This is a genomic window from Halomarina salina (genome assembly GCF_023074835.1).
In the GTDB taxonomy this organism is placed as follows: domain Archaea; phylum Halobacteriota; class Halobacteria; order Halobacteriales; family Haloarculaceae; genus Halomarina; species Halomarina salina.
In genome coordinates this window covers 199,765-218,952 of sequence record NZ_JALLGW010000003.1, presented here as the reverse complement: position 1 = coordinate 218,952, position 19,188 = coordinate 199,765, and the positions used below count along the sequence as shown (strand labels likewise).

The 19,188-nt window shown below is 67.9% G+C and carries 14 protein-coding genes; 5 read left to right on the top strand and 9 right to left on the bottom strand.

Annotated features, from left to right (window positions below; genetic code table 11):
- Positions 1-67: 67 nt before the first annotated feature.
- The 4 genes from MX571_RS20310 to MX571_RS20295 are packed head-to-tail and all read right to left on the bottom strand — an operon-like array spanning position 68 to position 6,092.
- Positions 68-2,284, bottom strand: coding sequence for an ABC transporter ATP-binding protein (locus tag MX571_RS20310; protein WP_247420851.1), 2,217 nt, complete (start codon positions 2,282-2,284; stop codon positions 68-70).
- Positions 2,285-3,307 carry an ABC transporter permease gene (locus tag MX571_RS20305; RefSeq protein ID WP_247420846.1) on the bottom strand — a complete coding sequence of 341 codons (1,023 nt, stop codon included), beginning with the start codon at positions 3,305-3,307 and terminating at the stop codon, positions 2,285-2,287.
- On the bottom strand, positions 3,297-4,295 hold the full coding sequence (locus MX571_RS20300) for an ABC transporter permease (protein WP_247420843.1): 999 nt from the start codon (positions 4,293-4,295) through the stop codon (positions 3,297-3,299). Before MX571_RS20300 ends, MX571_RS20305 begins: the two co-directional genes overlap by 11 nt.
- 42 nt (positions 4,296-4,337) lie before the next feature.
- Positions 4,338-6,092: an ABC transporter substrate-binding protein gene (locus MX571_RS20295; protein ID WP_379752048.1), complete on the bottom strand. Its 1,755-nt coding sequence runs from the start codon at positions 6,090-6,092 to the stop codon at positions 4,338-4,340.
- A 276-nt stretch (positions 6,093-6,368) separates the two neighbouring features.
- Here MX571_RS20295 and MX571_RS20290 point away from each other — a divergent pair, with 276 nt between their 5' ends.
- The gene (locus tag MX571_RS20290; RefSeq protein WP_247420836.1) at positions 6,369-6,602 is read left to right on the top strand and encodes a hypothetical protein; all 234 of its coding nucleotides are present in this window, start codon (positions 6,369-6,371) and stop codon (positions 6,600-6,602) included.
- A 28-nt stretch (positions 6,603-6,630) separates the two neighbouring features.
- Here the strand turns inward: MX571_RS20290 and MX571_RS20285 are convergent, their stop codons facing one another.
- Positions 6,631-7,539 carry a HEAT repeat domain-containing protein gene (locus tag MX571_RS20285; RefSeq protein WP_247420833.1) on the bottom strand — a complete coding sequence of 303 codons (909 nt, stop codon included), beginning with the start codon at positions 7,537-7,539 and terminating at the stop codon, positions 6,631-6,633.
- A gap of 161 nt (positions 7,540-7,700) precedes the next feature.
- Between MX571_RS20285 and MX571_RS20280 the strand changes: the two genes are divergently transcribed.
- Both MX571_RS20280 and MX571_RS20275 read left to right on the top strand, forming a co-directional pair.
- The gene (locus MX571_RS20280; protein ID WP_247420830.1) at positions 7,701-9,008 is read left to right on the top strand and encodes a DUF7405 family protein; all 1,308 of its coding nucleotides are present in this window, start codon (positions 7,701-7,703) and stop codon (positions 9,006-9,008) included.
- Positions 9,005-10,642, top strand: coding sequence for a CRTAC1 family protein (locus MX571_RS20275; protein WP_247420827.1), 1,638 nt, complete (start codon positions 9,005-9,007; stop codon positions 10,640-10,642). Before MX571_RS20280 ends, MX571_RS20275 begins: the two co-directional genes overlap by 4 nt.
- Positions 10,643-10,663: 21 nt before the next feature.
- Here the strand turns inward: MX571_RS20275 and MX571_RS20270 are convergent, their stop codons facing one another.
- Complete coding sequence (locus MX571_RS20270; RefSeq protein ID WP_247420815.1) at positions 10,664-12,190, bottom strand: glycoside hydrolase family 43 protein; 1,527 nt, start codon at positions 12,188-12,190, stop codon at positions 10,664-10,666.
- Between the two features lie 118 nt (positions 12,191-12,308).
- Here MX571_RS20270 and MX571_RS20265 point away from each other — a divergent pair, with 118 nt between their 5' ends.
- Entirely contained in the window at positions 12,309-13,178 is an 870-nt protein-coding gene (locus tag MX571_RS20265) for a fumarylacetoacetate hydrolase family protein (RefSeq protein WP_247420813.1), read from the top strand.
- Positions 13,179-13,226: 48 nt separating this feature from the next.
- Here MX571_RS20265 and MX571_RS20260 read toward each other — a convergent pair whose 3' ends face one another.
- Positions 13,227-15,416, bottom strand: coding sequence for an endo-1,4-beta-xylanase (locus MX571_RS20260; RefSeq protein WP_247420797.1), 2,190 nt, complete (start codon positions 15,414-15,416; stop codon positions 13,227-13,229).
- A gap of 241 nt (positions 15,417-15,657) precedes the next feature.
- On the opposite strand from MX571_RS20260, the gene MX571_RS20255 reads away from it, so the two are divergent.
- Positions 15,658-16,632 carry an endo-1,4-beta-xylanase gene (locus MX571_RS20255; protein ID WP_247420795.1) on the top strand — a complete coding sequence of 325 codons (975 nt, stop codon included), beginning with the start codon at positions 15,658-15,660 and terminating at the stop codon, positions 16,630-16,632.
- A gap of 45 nt (positions 16,633-16,677) precedes the next feature.
- On the opposite strand, the gene MX571_RS20250 is transcribed toward MX571_RS20255, so the two are convergent.
- Both MX571_RS20250 and MX571_RS20245 read right to left on the bottom strand, forming a co-directional pair.
- On the bottom strand, positions 16,678-18,120 hold the full coding sequence (locus MX571_RS20250) for an MATE family efflux transporter (protein ID WP_247420792.1): 1,443 nt from the start codon (positions 18,118-18,120) through the stop codon (positions 16,678-16,680).
- A 70-nt stretch (positions 18,121-18,190) separates the two neighbouring features.
- Positions 18,191-19,144: a mannonate dehydratase gene (locus tag MX571_RS20245; RefSeq protein ID WP_247420788.1), complete on the bottom strand. Its 954-nt coding sequence runs from the start codon at positions 19,142-19,144 to the stop codon at positions 18,191-18,193.
- Between the last annotated feature and the right edge of the window lie 44 nt (positions 19,145-19,188).

The window sequence follows — 19,188 nt, the reverse complement described above, 5'->3', positions numbered from 1 at the left end:
CGCATCGACGGACGATGGCTGCGGCGGGTGCCGCGACACGACGCGGACGGAACCACCGGGCGACGCGTCAGTTCTCCGCGAGTCCGTCCCGCTCCTCGACCGCCCCGGGGAGCGGTTCGCTGTCCCAGTACTCGTGGTTCGGGTCCTCGCGGAAGCAGGCGGCGCTCCCGTCGCCACCGTCGACCGCCTGCAACTCGGGGTGTTCCTCCCGGCAGGCCTCGCGGGCGACCGGACAGCGAGTGTGGAACCGGCAGCCGGAGGGCGGGTTGACCGGGTCCGGCACGTCGACCTCCCGGATGGGCGGGTCGTCGGCCTCCATCGCTTCGAGGTCGAGGTTCGGCGTCGCCCAGCGGAGCACCTCGGTGTAGGGGTGGCGCGGGTCGTGGATGAGACGCTCTGCCGTCCCGATCTCGACGATCTCTCCGAGGTACATCACGGCGATGCGACCGTCACCGTGTTCGGCGAAGTACCGCGCGTTCGAGAGGTCGTGGCTGATGAACAGGAACGAGGTGTCGAACTCCTCCTGTAGCTCCAGCATCAGGTCCATGATCTCGATGCGCAGCGAGACGTCCACCGCGCTGATGGCCTCGTCGGCGAGGATGGCGTTGGGGTTCATCAACAGCGCTCGTGCGAGGACGACGCGCTGTTTCTCGCCGCCCGAGAGCTGGTGTGGGTACCGGCTCATGAAGTCGTCCGCCGGCGTCATCCCGACGCGTTCGAGCAGCGAGTGGATACGGCTCCGCCGCTCGTTGACGCCGATGTTCGGGTGGGTGTGGCGCAGCGGCTCGGAGAGGATGTTGACGATACGCCGGTTGGGGTTGAGCGCGCTCCCCGGGTCCTGGTGGATGATCTGGAGCGCCGAGCGGATCTCCTCCTTCGTTATCTCGGTGTTCCGACCGGCCTCCCAGATGTCCTGTCCCTGGTACTCGATGGTGCCGCCGGTCGGCTTCTGGAGTCCGATCATCGTCTTGCCGAGCGTCGTCTTGCCACAGCCCGACTCGCCGAGGAGGCAGACGAGGTCCTGCTCCTCGATGTCGAGCGAGACGCCGTCGACGGCCCGGACCACGTCGGGGTCGCCGCCGAACCGATCGAGCAGTCCCTGTTCCTTCTCGAAGTGGACCTCGACGTCGTCGAGCGCGAGGAGCGGCTGTTCACCGGGGGCAGTGGTCCGGACCCCACCGTTCTGCTGGGTCCGCTGCTCGCCGGTCCGCTCGACCCGCTCGACCTCGGTTGCCGTCTCGCCGAAGTTGAGCGGTATCTCCTCGCGGGCCTCCTCCTTGTAGTGACACGCGCTGCGGTGCGTGCTGTCGTCGACGGCCGCGAGCGGCGGGTCGTCGACGATGCACTTCTCCGTCGCGAGCGGACAGCGCGGGTGGAACCGACAGCCCGACGGGAGGTTCACCGGGGCCGGTCCCTCGCCCTCGATGGGTTTCATCTCCTCCAGCGGCGCGTCGAGGTTCGGCGTCGCGTTCAGCAGCTTCCGCGTGTACGGGTGCGCGGAGTTCCCGATTATCTCGTCGCGCGGACCGATCTCGGCGAACTGGAACGCGTAGATGATGGCCATGCGGTCGGCCAGCGACGCCACCAGCGGTAGGTCGTGGGTGATGAAGATGATGGTCAGGTCGTACTCCGACTGCAGGGTGTCGAGCAGTCGGAGGATGGAGCGCTGCATCAGCAGGTCGAGCGCGGCCGTCGGCTCGTCCATCACCAGCACCTCCGGGTTCAGCACCATGCTCAGTGCGATGAGCGCGCGCTGCTGCATCCCACCCGAGAGCTCGTGGGGGTAGGAGTCGAGCACCCGCTCGGGTTCGAGATAGAGGTCGCGGAGGAGTTCGCGGGCGAACTCCATGCCCTCGGAGACGTTCTTGTCGTGGGTCTTCAGCGTCTCCGTGAAGTGCGTCTCGACCTTCATCGTCGGGTTGAACGAGCTCATCGCCCCCTGGAACACCATCGACACCTCCTCCCAGCGGAACTTGCGGAGCTCCTCGTCGCTCAACTCCAGGACGTCGACCGACGACCCGTCCTCGCGGTTGTAGCGGATGCTCCCCGTGAGTCTGCCGGGGTCGGGAACTGCGTCCAGCAGCGCCGAGGCGAACATCGACTTCCCGCTGCCGCTCTCGCCGACGATGCCGAGCACCTCGCGGCGCTCGATGTCGACGTTGACGTCCTCGAGGACGTGCGTCTCACCCCCGCTGTAGGTCACGTTCGTGTCGCTAATCTCCAGGATGGGGTCGCTGACCCCCCTCGATTCGGTCTGACCGCCGAGTGAACTGTTTGATGACATCTAGAACATCCCCGTGTTCGTCGAACTGCTCTCTTCTTCCTCGACGGACTCGGACTCGCCGCGGAGCCGGGTCCGGACTCTCGGGTTGAACAGCCGGTCCATCCCCTGGCTCACCAGGATGAGCCCGAAGGCCAGCCCGACGATGGCGATTATCGGGACCAGCAGCCAGTGGAGCGCCGACGTGCTGAACAGCGCACCCTGGTAGTACGCGTTGCTCAGCGTCACGCCCCAGTTCTGTCCGGTGTAGGGCAGCACACCGATGAGGTAGAGCCCGACGGACGCGAACACCGTGTAGCGTGCCGCGAACACGAAGTTCACCATCACGTACGGCATGATGTTCGGGAGCACGTCCTTGACGATGATGCGCGGCGTGCTCGTCCCCATCGTCCGGGCCGCCTCGACGTAGCTCGCCTCCCGGATCGAGAGGACCTGTGCCCGTATCGAACGGCCCAGCCCCGCCCAGTAGTTGATGGTCAGGACGACCCCGAGCAGGATAGGGTTCTCCGGACTCAGCGCGATGGCCAGGATGATGACGAGCGGGAGGCCGGGGATCGCCATGAAGAAGTCCGAGATGGACATGATGACGTTGTCGACCCGTCCGCCCTTGTACCCCGAGACGGTCCCGACGACGACCGCGAGGAACGTCGCCCAGACGCCGCCCGCGAGGACCATCAACAGGATGAACGGCGTGGACTCGATGATGAGCGCCAGCAGGTCCACGCCCGACCGGGTCGTCCCGAGCGGGTACGCCCAGTTCTCGAACGGCTGGAGCCACGCCTGGGCCTGGTTGGGACTCGGATTCCGCCAGAGTCCGGCGACCTCCACGACGGCCATGAGGAGGTAGACGCCCAGGATGAACAGGCCGATGCGCGTCCGCCAGTCGGACCACGCGATGACGGCCGGTTCGTAGACCCAGCTCCGGTAGAACTCCCGGAGCCGGTCGCCGCGGCTCATCTCGACCGACGACGACTCCGAGCGCCAGTCGATCTCCTCGGAGGACTGGGAGTCGGTCTCAGTAGCCATCGGCGTCCCCCGTGCTGATGCGTGGGTCGATGAGACCGTACGTCAGGTCGGCGATGTACACCCCGACGACCAGCGTCACCGTGATGACGAGGAAACAGCCCATCATCAGCGGGTAGTCGTTCGCGTTGACCGCCGAGATGAGGTAGTAGCCGAGCCCGGGGTACGAGAAGATCTCCTCGAGGACGACCGTGCCCCCGAGCCGGAACCCGATCAACAGGAGCAGGCCCGTGTACATCGGCAGGATGGCGTTCTGGGCGACGTAGCGGGTTGCGATGCGTCCGTCACCGAGGCCGCGGAGCCGTGCGACCTCGACGAACTCCTCGCCGAGCACCTGGACGCTGTTCGAGCGCATGCTGAGCGCCGTCGACCCGATACCGCCGATGGTGAACGCGAGGATCGGGAGCACCGCGTGCTTCGCGACGCTCACCAGGAAGTCGAGGTTGAAGCCTGGGGTGACGCCGCGTGCGTGCGCGTTCCCGGTCGGGAACCACCCCCACTGGTAGGCCAGCAGGTAGACGAAGATGACCGCGAAGATGTAGTACGGCACGGCCATCACGAAGATGGACCCGCCCGAGAGCGCCTTGTCGAACCGGGAGCCCTCCCAGTAGGCCTGTATCGCACCGATCAGGACGCCGAAGACGAACATCAACACCGTCGAGACGACGACGAGTAACACCGTCCAGGGGAGCGCCCTGGCGATGACGTCCATGACGGGGACGCCGAGCGAGATGGACTCCCCGAGGTCCAGTCGCGCGACCCCGGCGAGGTAGTCGAGGTACTGCTGCCACAGCGGCGCGTCGGGCCGGATGTTCTGGAGCGCCTCGATGCGCGCGTCGACCTGTTCGACGGGCACACCCTGGCGGAGCAGTTCGAGACGCAACTGCGTGAACGGTCCCCCCGGAAGCAGGCGAATCAGTCCGAACGTGAGCGTGGCGACCGCTAACACGGTGAGCGGAATCCTAGCCGTCCGTCTGAGGTAGTAGTTCATGAGAGATTGAACAGGAGTGGGTCAGTTAAACGTATCGAGAGGCTATCCCTTGTACTGCAGGTCGCCCGTCTGCGGCCACCAGAACTGCGGCCACTTGACGCGCCGGTTCTCGCTCCCCTCGGGTGCGACCGTCCACTCGTCGTTCGTCGTCCACGACTGTTCGAACTTCGAGACGAGGCCGAGGAACGGCAGGTCGATGTGGTTGTGCCACGCCGCCTCCTGGACGAACGGCCGCGACTCCTCGTCGGACGGCTGGCGTGCGATCTCTTTGACCGTGTCCAGCGGAGTGAGCGTCATCTCGCCGCCGCCGCGGGCGGGAATCGTCTGTTCGGACTGGGCGATCTCGCGGTAGTTGTGCCCGCCGCCGATCTCGGACTCCCAGAGCTGGTAGTACAGCGGGAAGTACGGGAACGCCGAGCGCGACCCGCCCGGCAGCCAGTACAGCGCACCCATCTTGAAGTTGCTGTTGGAGTACTGGTTGAACCAGTCGTTGGTCGGCTTGGAGCTGATGGAGAAGTCGAACCCGAAGTCGTTGAGCTGGCTGACGACCGTCTGGGTCATCGTCGTCCAGTCGGTCCAGCCCGCCGGCGTGTAGTACTGCCCGCTGGCCTTGTTGCCGTCGCCGTCGGTCCAGGTCCCGCCCTGCTTGGAGAAGCCGGCGTCCTCGAGGAGCTGCGTCGCCTTGTCGGTCTGGCTCGACTCCGGACCGTAGGTCTCGAAGTCGCCGAACCAGTCACCGAGCCAGTACTCCTGGTCGCGAGGCGCGATGCCACAGGGCGACGGAGCGACGAACTTCGACTCGGGACCCGCGTTGTCGACGATGGCCTGCCGGTTGATGACGTGAGCGACCGCCTGGCGGACCGCCCGCTGACCGAACACGGGGTCGTCGTGGTTGAAGACGATACCGTACCCCCACTTCGCGGGGACGTTCACCTCGACGACGTGGTCGGGGAACTGGTTCTTGATCTCCGGCGGCGTGAACAGGCTGGTCGCCGCGTCGACCTGGTTGCCCATCAGCGCCTGGTGCTGGGCGGTGTTCCCACCGTAGCTCTCGATGAGGTACGTCCCGAAGTTGACGTTGTCGGCGTCGTAGAAGTTCTCGTTGCGCTCGAACTCGAACGCCTGCTGGTCCTTGGTGACGAACGAGAACGGCCCGCTCGCGACCGGCTCCTCGTAGGACCACTGGAGGAACTCCGCCGCGTCCTGGTCGACGAACTCCCCGTGGACCTCCTTCTTCACGTCCACGAAGAAGTTCGTCAGCTCGAACTTGATGATCTGGGGGTTCGTCGGCCCGGAGAGCTGGAGGGTAGCGGTGCGCTCGTCGTCGATCTCGTACCCGTCGAGATAGCCCCAGATGGTCATCCCGGTCTTCTTCGCGAGCTGCATCTGCACGTCGAAGTCCTCGGTGGTCCAGTCGTCGCCGTTGTCCCACGACAGGTCCTCGCGGAACGTGAGCGTGACCTCCTGGTCCTGGATCTGGAGGTCGCTGAGGGCGCCGAGGAGGAACGTGCTCTTGTTGAACGAGTACTTCAGGAAGGGGGCGAAGACGGCCCGTCCCGCGGGCCAGCTGAAGTTCTGGGTCGCCTGGCTGTTGAAGTGGAGGTCGACCGGATTACCGGTGTACGCGTTGACGTAGGTCGCGTCGTAGACCTGGTTACCGCCGCCGTTGCTGCTGTTGTTACCGCCACCACCGCCACCGCCGTTCCCGTCGCCGCTACCGTTGCCGTCGGACTCCGGGTCACCACCACTACACCCCGCGAGGGCAGCCATGCCGGACGCGCCGGCCACCGCCAGCATCTTCCGGCGGCTGATAACACTCTCGTAGTCGGACCGACCGCTGTCGCTTGCCATAACATTGTAAGGGTGTGTGAGTTTCGGCATAAACATTGTGGATTATAATTCGATGTACGTCTATGAAACATACGTGAGCGTGCCCCAGACACCGCTCGACAGTGGGTACCGACCACGCGTCTAGCGACGGGCTAGCGGGGAGGAGAACCAGAACGCGGGGCCGGACGCGTCGGCGGGTCGACTTCCACTACACTTTTCGCCTCGGTCTGCCGACCGTACGACATGTCGAAGAGATCGGTGCTGCTCGACGCGGTCTGCGCCCAACGGCGTCAGATGCGACTGTTGCTCGCCCTCCTCATCACGATGGGCCTGTTCACCGCGCTCGCGGCACTGTTCGTCCGACCCGGCGACCGCTCGTTCCCCATCCTCGTCATCGACGCCGTCCTCGTGGTCGGCGGCATCGTCTTCTTCGGCGTGACACACTGGTACTGCACGAAGCGAGCGATGTCGGAGTGAACCGGCCAGCGGGTCGCTCCGCCTCCGGTCAGGCCTCCTCCGCCAGGTAGTTCGCGGTCGCCTCCGCGAGTTCTCTGACGTCCTCGTCGTCTTCTGCCGACGCGACGCGCCGCAGGTCCGATACGGCTGCATCGTCCCCGAGACGGCCGAGCGCCCTGACGGCCCGCGCACGGACGACCGTCGCTGGATGGTCGAGGCAGTCGACGAGTCGGTCTCCGACCGGCGCGACGGCGTCGGGGTCGGCCGCCACGAGTTCGCCGAGCGCGTCGACGGCGCCGCCCGTGACGGCCGCGTCGGGGTCGTCCAGTAGCGTCACGAGGTCCCCCGCGATGTCGAGCGACGAGCCGGGTCGGGCCTCCGTGACGGCGACCACGACGTTGACCAGCGTCCGTCGCGCGGAGATTCGCCGCTGCCGTTCGGCCTCCTCGTGCTCACGGATGGTCTGGCGGGTCGCCGAGTCCGACACGAACTCGTCGACCGCCGCCACCGTCTCGTCGGGTTCGGTCGCGCGGATGGCCTCGACGAGCCCGTCAGCGTGCGGGGCGACCAGGTCGGGGTGCTCCACGACGAGTCGGCCGAACAGGCCCGCGGCCCGCGACTGGACGTTCACCAGGTCCGAACCGGCGGCGGTCGCGAGGGGACCGAGTCGCCCGTCGAGCACCGCGGGAGCACGCTCCGCGACGGTGTCGAGGACGGCGCCGGCCCGCAGTGCGACGGGGGCGTGCTCGTCCGCTGTGAGCGCCGCGACGTCGTCGAGGAACCGACGGACGGCGTCGACGTCGTCCTCGGCGAGCGCCCCGCAGACTTCGACTCCCCGCTGCCGGACGAGCGGGTTCGAATGGGAGAGCGCAGCGCGCAGTTCGGCGTCGTCGACGTCGGCCGCGACGACCGACGCGGGATCGACTCCGTCGAGCGGGTCCGAGGTGTCCGGGGTCATGGGCGCACCGTACGTTCCGTCGGGTAAATACGTGCGGGGTCGGCCACCCAGCTACTCACTACGTAGACGGTGAGCGTCTCTGCGAACGTGATTGGTGAACTGTCGGTGAGCCATGATTTTAATAATAAATGATTTGTCGTCGGCCGCGTGAGACTCTCGGTATGACCTCCGACGACGCCCGGGGACTCTCACGGCGGTCACTGGTGAAGGCCGCGCTCGCTATCGGTGGGGCGAGCGCGCTGGCCGCCTGCCAGGAGGCCGAGCGCTCGACCGACGAGGGGACGCCCGACCCGCCCGAGTACCCGAGGGGAGTCGAGGAGCGATCCGAACTCCCCGACCGCCAGCACGCCTGGGACGACTACCTGGTGCGCAGCGTCCACGGGACGGTGACGCAGAGCCAGCACCAGTTGCTCCTCGGCCTCTCCTACGAGGGGTCGGTGCCGCCGACGGACGACGAACGCACGCAGGTCGAGGACGCGCTCCGGGTCCTCGAACGCGCCTTCCAGTGGGGGAGCGGCCTCGACACAAGCGGGAGTGTCAACAACGGACTGCTGTTCATGCTCGGCTACGCGCCGCGCTACCTCGACCGGGTCGGCGTCGAGGTGCCGACCGAACTCCAGCGACCGGAGACCGTCCTGTCGGAACTCGGCGAGGACACCGCGATGGCCGCCGACTTCGACGCCCTCCTGCTGCTCGACAGCGACTACGCCTCCATCCTGCTCGCCGCCGAACAAGCGCTGTTCGCGGAGCAGGAGGAACTCAACGGCGTCGCCGTCGACGCCCGCCTGACGGGCGTGTTCGAGGTGACCGAGCGCCGGACGGGCGTCCTCGGGAAGGGCCGGCCTGCCCAGGAGATAGACGACCCGAACATCCCCGAGGACGCGCCGCTGTCGATGGGGTTCCGGGCGGGGTTCGACAACAGCCTCCCGCCGGAGGACACGGCGACGCTCACCGAGGGGCCGTTCGCGGGCGGCACGACGCTGGCCGTCTCGCGCGTGAAGACGAAGCTCGACGACTGGTACGACCAGCCCCACGAGCAGCGACTGAAGGAGATGTACTGCCCCGCCCACGACACCGAACAGGTCGGCGACATCGGCGACGCGCTCGGCAACCACAGCGGCATCACGGAGGAGAACGTCGAGGACCTGGAGGCGCTGGCGGAGGAACACGGCATCGTCGGCCACGCCCAGAAGGTCGCCTCGGCTCGCGACGAGAACTTCCAGACCCAGATCCTCCGGCGCTCGGAGGGCGTCGCCACCGACGACGTGGACGGCTCGACGTTCAACTTCTCCTCCATCCAGACGGACACCCGCAAGTTCGTCGAGGTGCGCCGCGCGATGGACGTCGACCAGTACGACGTCGACGTCCCCGCCGACCGCCACGGCATCGTCGACTACCTCGGGACGCGCTCGCGGAGCACGTTCCTGGTTCCCTCGCGCGCCGACCGCGCCCTCCCGAGCGAGCGATGACGGGGCGGACAGGTCGGCACACCGCCATCGCGGCGCTGCTCGCCCTCCTCGTCGTCGCCGCGGGCTGTATGGGTGCGAGCGGTGCCCCCGACACCAGCATCGACTTCCGCGAGCGGACCGCCGCCTCCGGCCTGCACTACCAGACCGACGGCGGGGCGGCGGGCAACGGCAACGACGGCGTCTACGTTGCCGACTACGACCGCGACGGCTGGCAGGACGTGCTGGCCGTCGGCGGCGAGTACCCGGCGCTGTTCCGGAACACCGGTGGCGAGTTCGAACGCGTCGCGGAGTTCTCGACCTACGGCGAGGCGGTGAAGGGCGCGCTGTTCGTCGACTACGACGGCGACGGCTGGGAGGACCTGCTGTTGCTCCGGTCGCACGCCGAACCGGTGCTCCTGCACAACGACGAGGGGCAGTTCTCCGAGTCGGGCCACGACCTCGGGAACCTGAGCTACCCGATGGGGGCGACGGCCGACGACTACGACGGGGACGGCGACACCGACCTGCTCGTCTACCAGTCGGGTGACTGGGCGACCGGGAAGCCGGAGGGGTACTTCAGCCTCTACAAGTACGTCGAGGAGGACAACGGCCACCCGAACGTCCTCTACGAGAACACCGGCGACGGGTTCGAGCGCGTCGAGGACGCCGGACTGAGCGACGCCGCGCGGTGGAGCCTCGCCGCGAGTTTCGTCGACCTGAACGGCGACCGCCTGCCCGACGTCCACGTCGCGAACGACTACAACACCGACGTCGTCTACGTCAACCAGGGCGACGGCACCTTCGCGGAGCGCGTCCTGCAGGGCAACACCTCGCGCAACGGGATGGCCTCCGAGATAGCGGACGTGAACGGCGACGGCGCACAGGACGTGTTCACGACGAACATCTACCTCCCGCTGGAGGAGGTCGAGGACGAGGAGCGCTATGAGCGACTCAGACTTCTGTTCGGCTACGTCCTCAAGTCCGGCCGGACGAAGGGCAACACCCTGATGCTCAACGACGGGACGGGCAACCTCAGCGACGCCGCGGTGTCCTACGGCGTCCGAGAGGGTGGCTGGGGCTGGGCGGCGAGCCTGACCGACCTCGACAACGACGGCGACCGCGACCTCATCCACGCCACCCAGTACGTCGTCCAGATCGACCGCGACGACCCCCACTACACCTACCCGATGCTGTTCGAACGCGACGGCGACGGCTTCCAGAACCGCGACGCCTCGGCGCACAACCTGACCGAGCACGACGGTCGGGGCCTCGTCTCGCTCGACTACGACCGCGACGGCGACCGGGACGTCGTCGTCGCCCCGTACGACGGCGAGGTGACCGTCTACGAGAACGTCGGTGCGGCCGCCAACAGCGTCGAGTTCCGCGTCGCGGACGACGCCGGGTCGACAGTCTACGGTGCTGAGGTGACCGTCTCCACCGGGAGCGACTCGACGGTCGTCCAGCAGACGGTCCAGTCTGACTTCCTCTCACAGGAGAGCCGCGTCTCGCACCTCGGCGTCGGCGGCCACGAGTCGGTCGATATCGCCGTGACGTGGCCCGACGGCACCGAACGGACCTTCGAGGACGTGGACGCGAACCAGCGCGTCCGCATCACCAGAGACGGCGTCGAGACGGTCGTCGACTACGGCGACTGAGCGCCGAGCACGCGACCGCTCTCACTCGCCCGTCGGTTCGTAGACGAACCGCTCGAACCGGGCGGGCGTCGGGTCGTCATCGCCGCTTGTCGCGTACATCCCGAGGTAGACGCCGGTGAAACTTCCGCTCACCTCCGTCGCTAAATACCGCGTCGCGAGCGTCGCCAGTTCGGTCGGGTCGTCGGCACCGGACAGGAACCGGTAGCTGTCCGTCGTCGCGTCGACCGCGAGTCGCCAGGTGTCGCCGTCGCCGCTGACGGGCGACTCCGCGACCACCTCCGCGGCGTTCCCGATTCTGCGGCGGACGACGACGCTCGTCGTCCCGTCGCTCCGTGTGACCCCGACCTCGTAGCGGTGGCGCTCGTCCATCACGGCCGCGAGACCCGCCTCCTCGCCCGGTTCGGGGTCGAACGCGAGGTCCACGTACGTCCGGCAGTCGAAGTGGGCCTGTCGCCGACCGACGAACGTCGCCCCGTGCTGGCCGAGTCGCTCGGTCCGCCCACGGAGCGTCAGGCCGTCCCCGTCATCCAGCGAGTACGCCGACCGGTCCGGGTTCCGTCGGTACTCGAACGCGCCGTCGAGCGAGTCGCCGTCGAACGTCGTCCGGGTCGGTCGCGCCGGGGCAGGCGCGTCCGGGGGCGACCCGTCGCCGGGGAGCGACTCGACCTGCATCGTCGTGGTCACCGGGTCACCGCCGTCGACGACCGGCCAGCCGTCCTCCCACTCGACGGGGGCGAGGAACGTCTCGCGACCGAGGTGGTGCCAGCCGGGGTGGCCGCCGTGCTGGCGGACGCCGAGGAACACCAGCCACCACGACCCGTCGGGCGCTCGGACCAGGTCCCCGTGGCCGGTCGCCTTGACGTCCGCCATCGGGTGGCCGCGATGGGAGAGCACCGGGTTGTCGGGACAGCCCTCGAACGGACCGGTCGGGTGGTCGCTGCGGGCCGCGACGACCATGTGGTTCGTGTGGGTCCCGCCCTCGGCGGTGAGCAGGTAGTAGGTACCGTCGCGTTCGTAGAGGTGTGGTGCCTCGCTGAACGTCCCCTCGATACCCTGCCACAGTTCTCGCTCCTCGCCGACAGCGCCGGTATCGAGGTCCACCTCTGCCTGCCGAATCGTCGTCTCGGGGAGCGTCGACCCGTGGGCGTACGTGAGGTAGGCCGTCTCGCCGTCGACGAACAGGTCCGGGTCGAACCCCGGCGCGTCTAGCGAAATCGGGTCCGACCACTCGCCCGCCGGGTCGTCGGCGGTGACGAGGAAGTTCCCCGTCCCCGAGACGTCGGTCGTGACGAGGAAGAACGTCCCGTCGTGGTGGCGGAGCGTCGGCGCGTAGACGCCGTCCGAAGCGGCAGTGTCGGTGAGGTCGAGCTGTTCGTCGCGGGTCAGACAGTGACCGATTCGGTCCCAGGAGACGAGGTCATCGCTCCGGTAGAGCGGGACGCCCGGGAAGTACTCGAAGGAACTCGTCGCGAGGTAGAACGTCGAACCGACCCGGCAGACGGTCGGGTCCGGGTGGCAGCCAGGGACCACCGGATTGCGGTACTCCATGGTACGGTTCATCGTGGGTCGGCGATAAATCGTGGGGGAAGAGCGGGTGAATCCCCCGTTTCACACCCGAGAGGTCCATACCAAAACTATATGCCCGGCTATCCAGATGATTCGTCATATGCGCTACTACCAAGTCGGCGAGGAGGGAGCGTCTCGTCTCGTCCTGGAGACGGACGGCGATGTCTACGACCTGACCGCCGCGAACTCCAGCGTCGAGGCGTTCGGTGACCTCGCCCGCGCCGCGTCTATCGCCGACACCGACATCGACGAGATTGCGAGTCGCCTGACCGACTCCGCACCGACGCTGTCCGCCGAGACGGCGACCGACTCGCTGCAGACACCGGTCCACGCCGACGAGGTGTGGGCGGCGGGCGTCACCTACCACATCAGCGAGAAGGCCCGACAGGAGGAGAGCACGAAACCCGAGATGTACCTCGACGTCTACGAGGCCGACCGCCCGGAGGTGTTCCTGAAGGCGACGCCGAACCGCCTCGTCGGCCCCGACGACGCCGTCGGCATCCGGAACGACTCGGAGTGGGACGTCCCCGAACCGGAACTCGGCGTCGTCCTCTACAAGGGCGACATCGTCGGCTACACCGTCGGCAACGACATGAGCAGTCGCTCCATCGAGGGCGAGAACCCGCTGTACCTCCCGCAGGCGAAGGTGTACGACCGCTGTTGTTCCATCGGCCCCTGCGTCCGGTCGGCGTCGTCGCTCGACGACCCGCACGACCTGGAGATGTGGATGACCATCCAGCGCGACGGCGAGACGATGTACGAGGACACGACCAGCACCGGCGAGATGGTCCGGACGGTCCACGAACTCGTCGACTGCTACACCGACCACAACGCCGTCCCCGACCTCTCGGTGCTGCTCACCGGGACCGCCCTCGTCCCCGACGAGGGGTTCACCCTGCGCGACGACGACGTCGTCGACATCGGCATCGAGGACATCGGCCGGCTCTCGAACGACGTCACGACCGTCTGAACGGTCGCGACGACAGCCACGACCGCTCTCTTCTCCCCGTCTCGCCGTTCAGTTCGCCTCCCGGAACAGTGCGACCACGTCCCGGAAGTCGAGGTCGCCGTCGCCGTCGAAGTCGAACTGCTCCGGGTGCTCCTGCACGTCGTCCGAGCGGAGGTTCTTGAAGAACAGTCCGGCGTCCCTGTTGTCGACGTCGCCGTCGCCGTCGACGTCCTCCGTGCGGCCGTCGCCGTCCACGTCGGTCGCCACCTCGGAGAGCGGGCGGAGTTCGACCTCGACGGTCCCGTTCTCGTCGTCGAAGGTGGCCTCGGCGTGCCCGACGCGGTGGCCGTCGCTGGCGACGAGGTGGTAGTCGCCCTCGAAGCCGCGCGTCGAGAACGTCCCGTCTCGTCCGGTCCGGCCGACCTCCTCGGTCCACCACTCGTCGAACACCAGGTCGAGGTACTGCTCCCCGTTCGGTCGGAGCGTCCAGTCCTCGTCGTAGTACGCCCCGGTCGGTCGCCAGTGGTCGCCCGCCCAGAACCCCCACGAGAGGACGCCCTCGACGGCCTCGTGGCTGAACACGGCCGTCAGGAAGTCCCGAGTGTAGTCGCGCTGGACGTCGACGTCCTGTGCGTTCCGGCGACTGATGATCTCGATGTCGAACTCGGTGACGAGCAACGGGAGGTCGAACGCACCGAACCGGTCGAGTCCCGCCAGTAACTCGTCCACGTCGAGCAGCTGGCCCCACTGCTGCTGGTGATGGCCCATGAACCCGATACCGTCGATCGGGTAGTCCTCCTCGACCAGTCGCTGGACGAACTGGTAGTACGGGTCCTGCTGCCAGGTCCCGCCGATGGCCCCCATCTCGTTGGTGTACAGTTCGGCGTCGGTGGCGTCGTCGGCCGCCGCCCACCACTCGGCGACGGCGTCCCAGCCGAGCGCCTCGTCGTCGCGGAAGGCGGACTGCCAGATGGGGTGGTTGTGCATGTCCCACTCGGTCACCTGTCCGTCGAACCGTTCGCCGTGGTTCGCTATCTTCTCCGTGATGGTCTGTCGGACCTCGTCGGCCGGGAGGCCCGAGTCGACGTTCATCCCACCACCGCCGTCGGTGCCGTACTCCTCCCAGAGGAGGTAGTGGCCCCGCGTCGGGACGTCGTGGTCGTCGAGCCAGCCGAGCGTCTCGCGGGTCGCCTCGTTCGAGATGTCCCAGACGCCCTCCCAGGCGGGCCACTTCATCCCGTTCTCGACGACGGCCTTGTTGAACTCCTCCAGGAACACCTCGCGGTACGTCTCGTCGTCCTCGCTGTCGCCGGTGACGCGCGGGACGGCGACCGCACTCCCGAAGTCGAAGGCGTGTTCGGTCATGGCGACGTCGACGTATGCGTGGGGAACCGGCTCGCCATCACTGTCGACGACGGTCACCTCGACGTCCGTCTTCCGGATCTCGTCGATGCGCTCCTCGGCCGCTTCGCGCCACTCGGCGTCCTCCGCGCGTCCCTCGTAGTCGTAGGGCGGAAGCGTCCCGAGCGTGGGGACCGTCTCGGCGTCGCTGTAGTCGATGAGCGCGACGCCAGCGACCTCGACGGTCTGCTCGCAGGAACCGAGCAGGAACTCGAAGACAGGCGTCGCGTCCGAGCCGGGGGCCTCGCCGACCTCTATGGGGAAGAAGTAGCGCATCCACGTGTCGCCCGGTTCGACGAGCGCGGAGCGCTGGACGGCGTTGTCAGGCGACCCGCCGTCGTGGTCCTTCGCCGACCCGCCGTCCTCCTCTTGGGTCGAGGTGTCGTAACCGAACCTCGCCTCTACCTGCGCCTTCCGGCTGTCGCTCCGCAGGTAGGCGACGCCGAGGAGGACGTCCCCGGCGCTGAACGAGTGGTCCTCGACGGGACCCCGGTACGAGACGGCCCCCGGCCTGCCGTGGGCGTCCTCGACCTCGATTCGGGTCGCCGTCGTGATGGGGACCGCGTCGTCCTCGACGGCCGTGGTCGTGGCCGTCGCGTCGCCGACGACGGAGAAGGCGTCCATCGTCGCCGCCTCGGTCTCCCCGTAGACGTACTGCCCCGGCGGGAGCGTCTTGTTCCCGCCGCGGCCGGTCAGGTCGCTCCGGAGCGTCCGGTGGTAGGCGTCGCCGGAGGCGTCGTCGGACGAGGACTGTGCGGTCGCGACGGCCGACGTCCCGGCCGCCCCGACGCCCAGCGCCGCGAGGGTCTGCAGGTAGGTCCGGCGTCTGTACTGTCGACTGGTGGGCTTCTCGGACATAGTGTACCGCTACCGACACCTCGACCGCCCGGTATTTATCGCTTGTGTCGTTCGTTAATTCTGAACGCGCCCGTAGTTCACATTTTAAACTGTCGGGTCGATATCCGTGCGCATCGTTCGCGTCGATACAGCGTGACCGACAGTAGATGGCGGCCGAGCAGGGTCGTCCCGCCACCGCGAAGGGGAACCACCCTCACCGGAGCCCGTACGTTTTTTCCGTCACGACGCGACGCTCGGGACGATGTCGAACCAGGATTCACTCCGCGAGGTAGCCGACGGTCGCGCGTTCGACCTCGGAACGGCCGTCGACGCGGCAGCGCTTCGCGACGACGTGAGCTACCGGGACACCGTACGAACCGAGTTCAACGCGCTCACCCCCGAGAACGCGCTGAAGATGGGGCCGCTCCGACCCTCACTGAACACCTACGACTTCACCGACGCGGACGCTCTCGTGAACTTCGCGCGGGCCAACGACATGACCGTCCGCGGTCACACGCTCGTCTGGCACAACCAGACGCCCGAGTGGTTCCAGCCGTGGGATTACACCGACGACCAGCTCCGACGGTTCCTGCGCGAGCACGTCCAGACGGTCGTCGGCCGGTACCGGCGGAGCGTCGGGACGTGGGACGTCGTCAACGAGGCCGTCGCCGACGACGGGACGATGCGCGAGACGGTCTGGTACGACGCGATGGGCGAACAGTACCTCGACCGGGCGTTCGAGTGGGCGAACGAGGTGAACCCCGACGCCGACCTCTACTACAACGACTACGGCGCGGACGCGGTCAACGAGAAGTCCGACGCCGTCTACGACCTCGTCGAACGACTCCTCGACCGGGGCGTCCCCCTCGACGGCGTGGGGCTCCAGTTGCACGCGCTGGGGGAGTGGCCCGACCCCGACTCCGTCGCCGAGAACGTCCGACGGTTCCAGGCCCTCGGCCTCGACGTGCAGGTGACCGAGATGGACGTCGCCTTCCCCGCCGGCGAGGAACCCGACGACGCCCTCGAACGGCAGGCCGAGTTCTACGGAGACGTCCTCGACGCGTGTCTCGACACGGGCGTCGATACACTCGTGACGTGGGGCGTCGACGACGCGCGCTCGTGGATTCGGAGCTTCAGGGACTTCTCCGAGCGCTACACCGGCGACCCGCTACTGTTCGACGAGCGCAATCGTCCGAAACCCGCCTACCGCGCGGTCAGAGAGGCGCTCTCGACGTAGGCCGGGTGTCGGAAGCCGTCCCATGGCGCACCTCCGCACCGTCGGTCAGTCGTCGGCAGCGCCCGGTCGGTACGTCCGGCTGATGGCTCGCCACCGCCCCGAACGGAAGCGGTGAACGGTGACGAGCGCGGTCGGAAGGCTCTCGCCGAGGAAGGCCAGGTACAGTCCCCACAGCCCGAGCGACGGGACCGTCGCGGCGAGGTACGTGAGCGGGATGGCGAAACCGAACATCCCGACTACTCGCCCGTAGAACGGCCACCGCGTGTCGCCCGTCGAGTCGAGTGCGCCCGCGACGCTCTGGCCGACGCCCTGTGGAACGACGGCGACGCAGGCGGCGTACACCAGTCCGACCGCCACCGGGACCGTCCCGGACGCCGGGTCGTCGACGAACCCGCGGACGATGGGTTCGGCGAACAGTGCCACGACGGCCGCCGCGAGCAGGTAGGTCGCGGTCGTGAAGTACGTTATCTCGCGGCCGTACGTCGCCGCGCCGTCCTCGTGGTCGCCGCCGAGCGCCTGCCCGACGAGGCTACTCGCGGCGAGACCGAACCCCCAGCCGGGCGTGTTCATCAGCCCCCAGATACGTCGGCTGATGACGTACGCGGCGACGACGTTCGGACCGAGCAGTCCGACGAAGGCGAGGATGGGGAACCGGGCGACCGTCCAGACGGAGTTCCGGCCGACGACCGGCAGGCCGATGGAGACGAGGTCGGCGAGCGTTCCCCGGTCGACGTACCGGCTCGCGGGGTCGACGGTCATCGGGAGCGCACCGATTCCGGGGAGTCGCCCGGCGGTGAGCCCGATTGCAAACGCCGCCGTCACGAGGACGCTGGCGACGACGGTCCCGAGCGCTGCGCCGGCGACGCCCATGTCGAACCCGAAGACGAGGACCGCGTTGAGGGCGGCGTTCGTCACGGCACCGCCCGAGCGGACGACCATCGGCGTCCACGCGTCGTCGACGCCGACGAACACCCGACTCCCGATCTGGTTCAGGATAGCAAAGGGGACGCCCAGCGAGAGGATGCGGAGGTAGTCCGCGCCGTACGCGACGGCGGCGGGGTCGTCGCTCAACAGACCAATGAGTTCGACCGGGGCGACCCAGAACAGCGCCGCGACGGGGACGCCGACGACGGTCACGAGCAACGCGCTCGACCGGACGACCTGTCCGAGTCCGTCGTACGCCTCCGCACCGTAGCGCTGGGAGACGAGCGCGATGGTCCCGGCCGCCATCCCGCCGCCGATGGCGAACGTCATCCCCCAGTACGGGCCGGCGAACCCCATCCCGGCGATGGCCGTCGGCCCGACGGCGATACCGACCATCGCGACGTCGACGACGCTCTTCGACATCCGGGCGAGACCGGTGACGATGCGGGGCCACGCGAGGTCCGTCGTCTCGTGCACCCGTTCCGGCGCGACGAGGTGCAGACGCGCGAGGGCCGCGCCGATGCCGAGGAGCAGTAGCCGTATCGGGTTCTTCGCGAGTCCCACTACCTCGGGTCGCGACTCGGACGATAATAAGCGTGCGTTCGGCGGCGACAGTCGCCCCCGACCTACCGACCTACGGAGCTGTCTGCTCCAGCAGCCCTTTCATGTAGCCGATGGCGAACAGCCGTCCCGTGTCGGTGTACCCCGACATCGCGCCCTCGCGGTCCTCGTCGTCGAGCATCCGCGGGACGTGGTCGGGGCGTATCGGCCCGTCGAACCCCACCTCCCGGTACGCCCGCATCGCCGCGAGCATGTCGGTCTGACCCTCCTCGTGCCACGTCTCGACGAACTGCTCGGGCGTCCCCTCGACGTCCCGGAAGTGGACGAAGTGGATGCGGTCGCCGAACCGGCGGATGGTCTCCGGGACGTCGGTACCCATCGCCGAGAAGTTCCCCTGACAGAACGTGAGACCGTGGTTCGGGCTGTCGTGAAGGTCGAGGATGCGCTGGACGTTCTCGACCGAGGTGACGAGCCGGGGCACGCCACGGACGGGCGACACCGGCGGGTCGTCGGGGTGGAGCGCGAGGTCGACCCCCGCCTCCTCCGCGACCGGGACCACCTCGTCGAGGAAGTACTCCAGGTTCTCCCACAGTTCGGCCTCCGTGATGTCCACCGGGTGGTCTGGGGCGCGTTCCGACTGCTCGTGGTCGTAGGCCGTGGTCCGGGACTCCCCACGTAGTGGGACCGCGTCGGATGTCCGGAGGACGCCCACCGGGTTCTCCGTCCACACCCACGAGTAGACGCCGATGCCGACCTCGCCCATGTTCCGGAGGAGGCGTTTGACCGTCGCAATCTCCTCGTCGCGGCCGTCCTCGCCGAGGACGGTCTTCGTCATCGGCGGTCGGTCCTCGACCACGTCGAGCGAGAGGCCGTGGTCGGCGAACCGGTTGGCGGTCCGCAACAGCGAGTCGTACGTCCACCACTCCGTCTTCCCCCAGAATCGAACGACGGCCGTCGAGAGACCGAGTTGCCGGGCGAGCGTCCATCGACGGTCGGGACGCGGCGGGAGCATCCACGTTGGGTCCATACCCTCGGTTCGGAGAACCCCGACAAATAGCTTGTGCGGTGGCG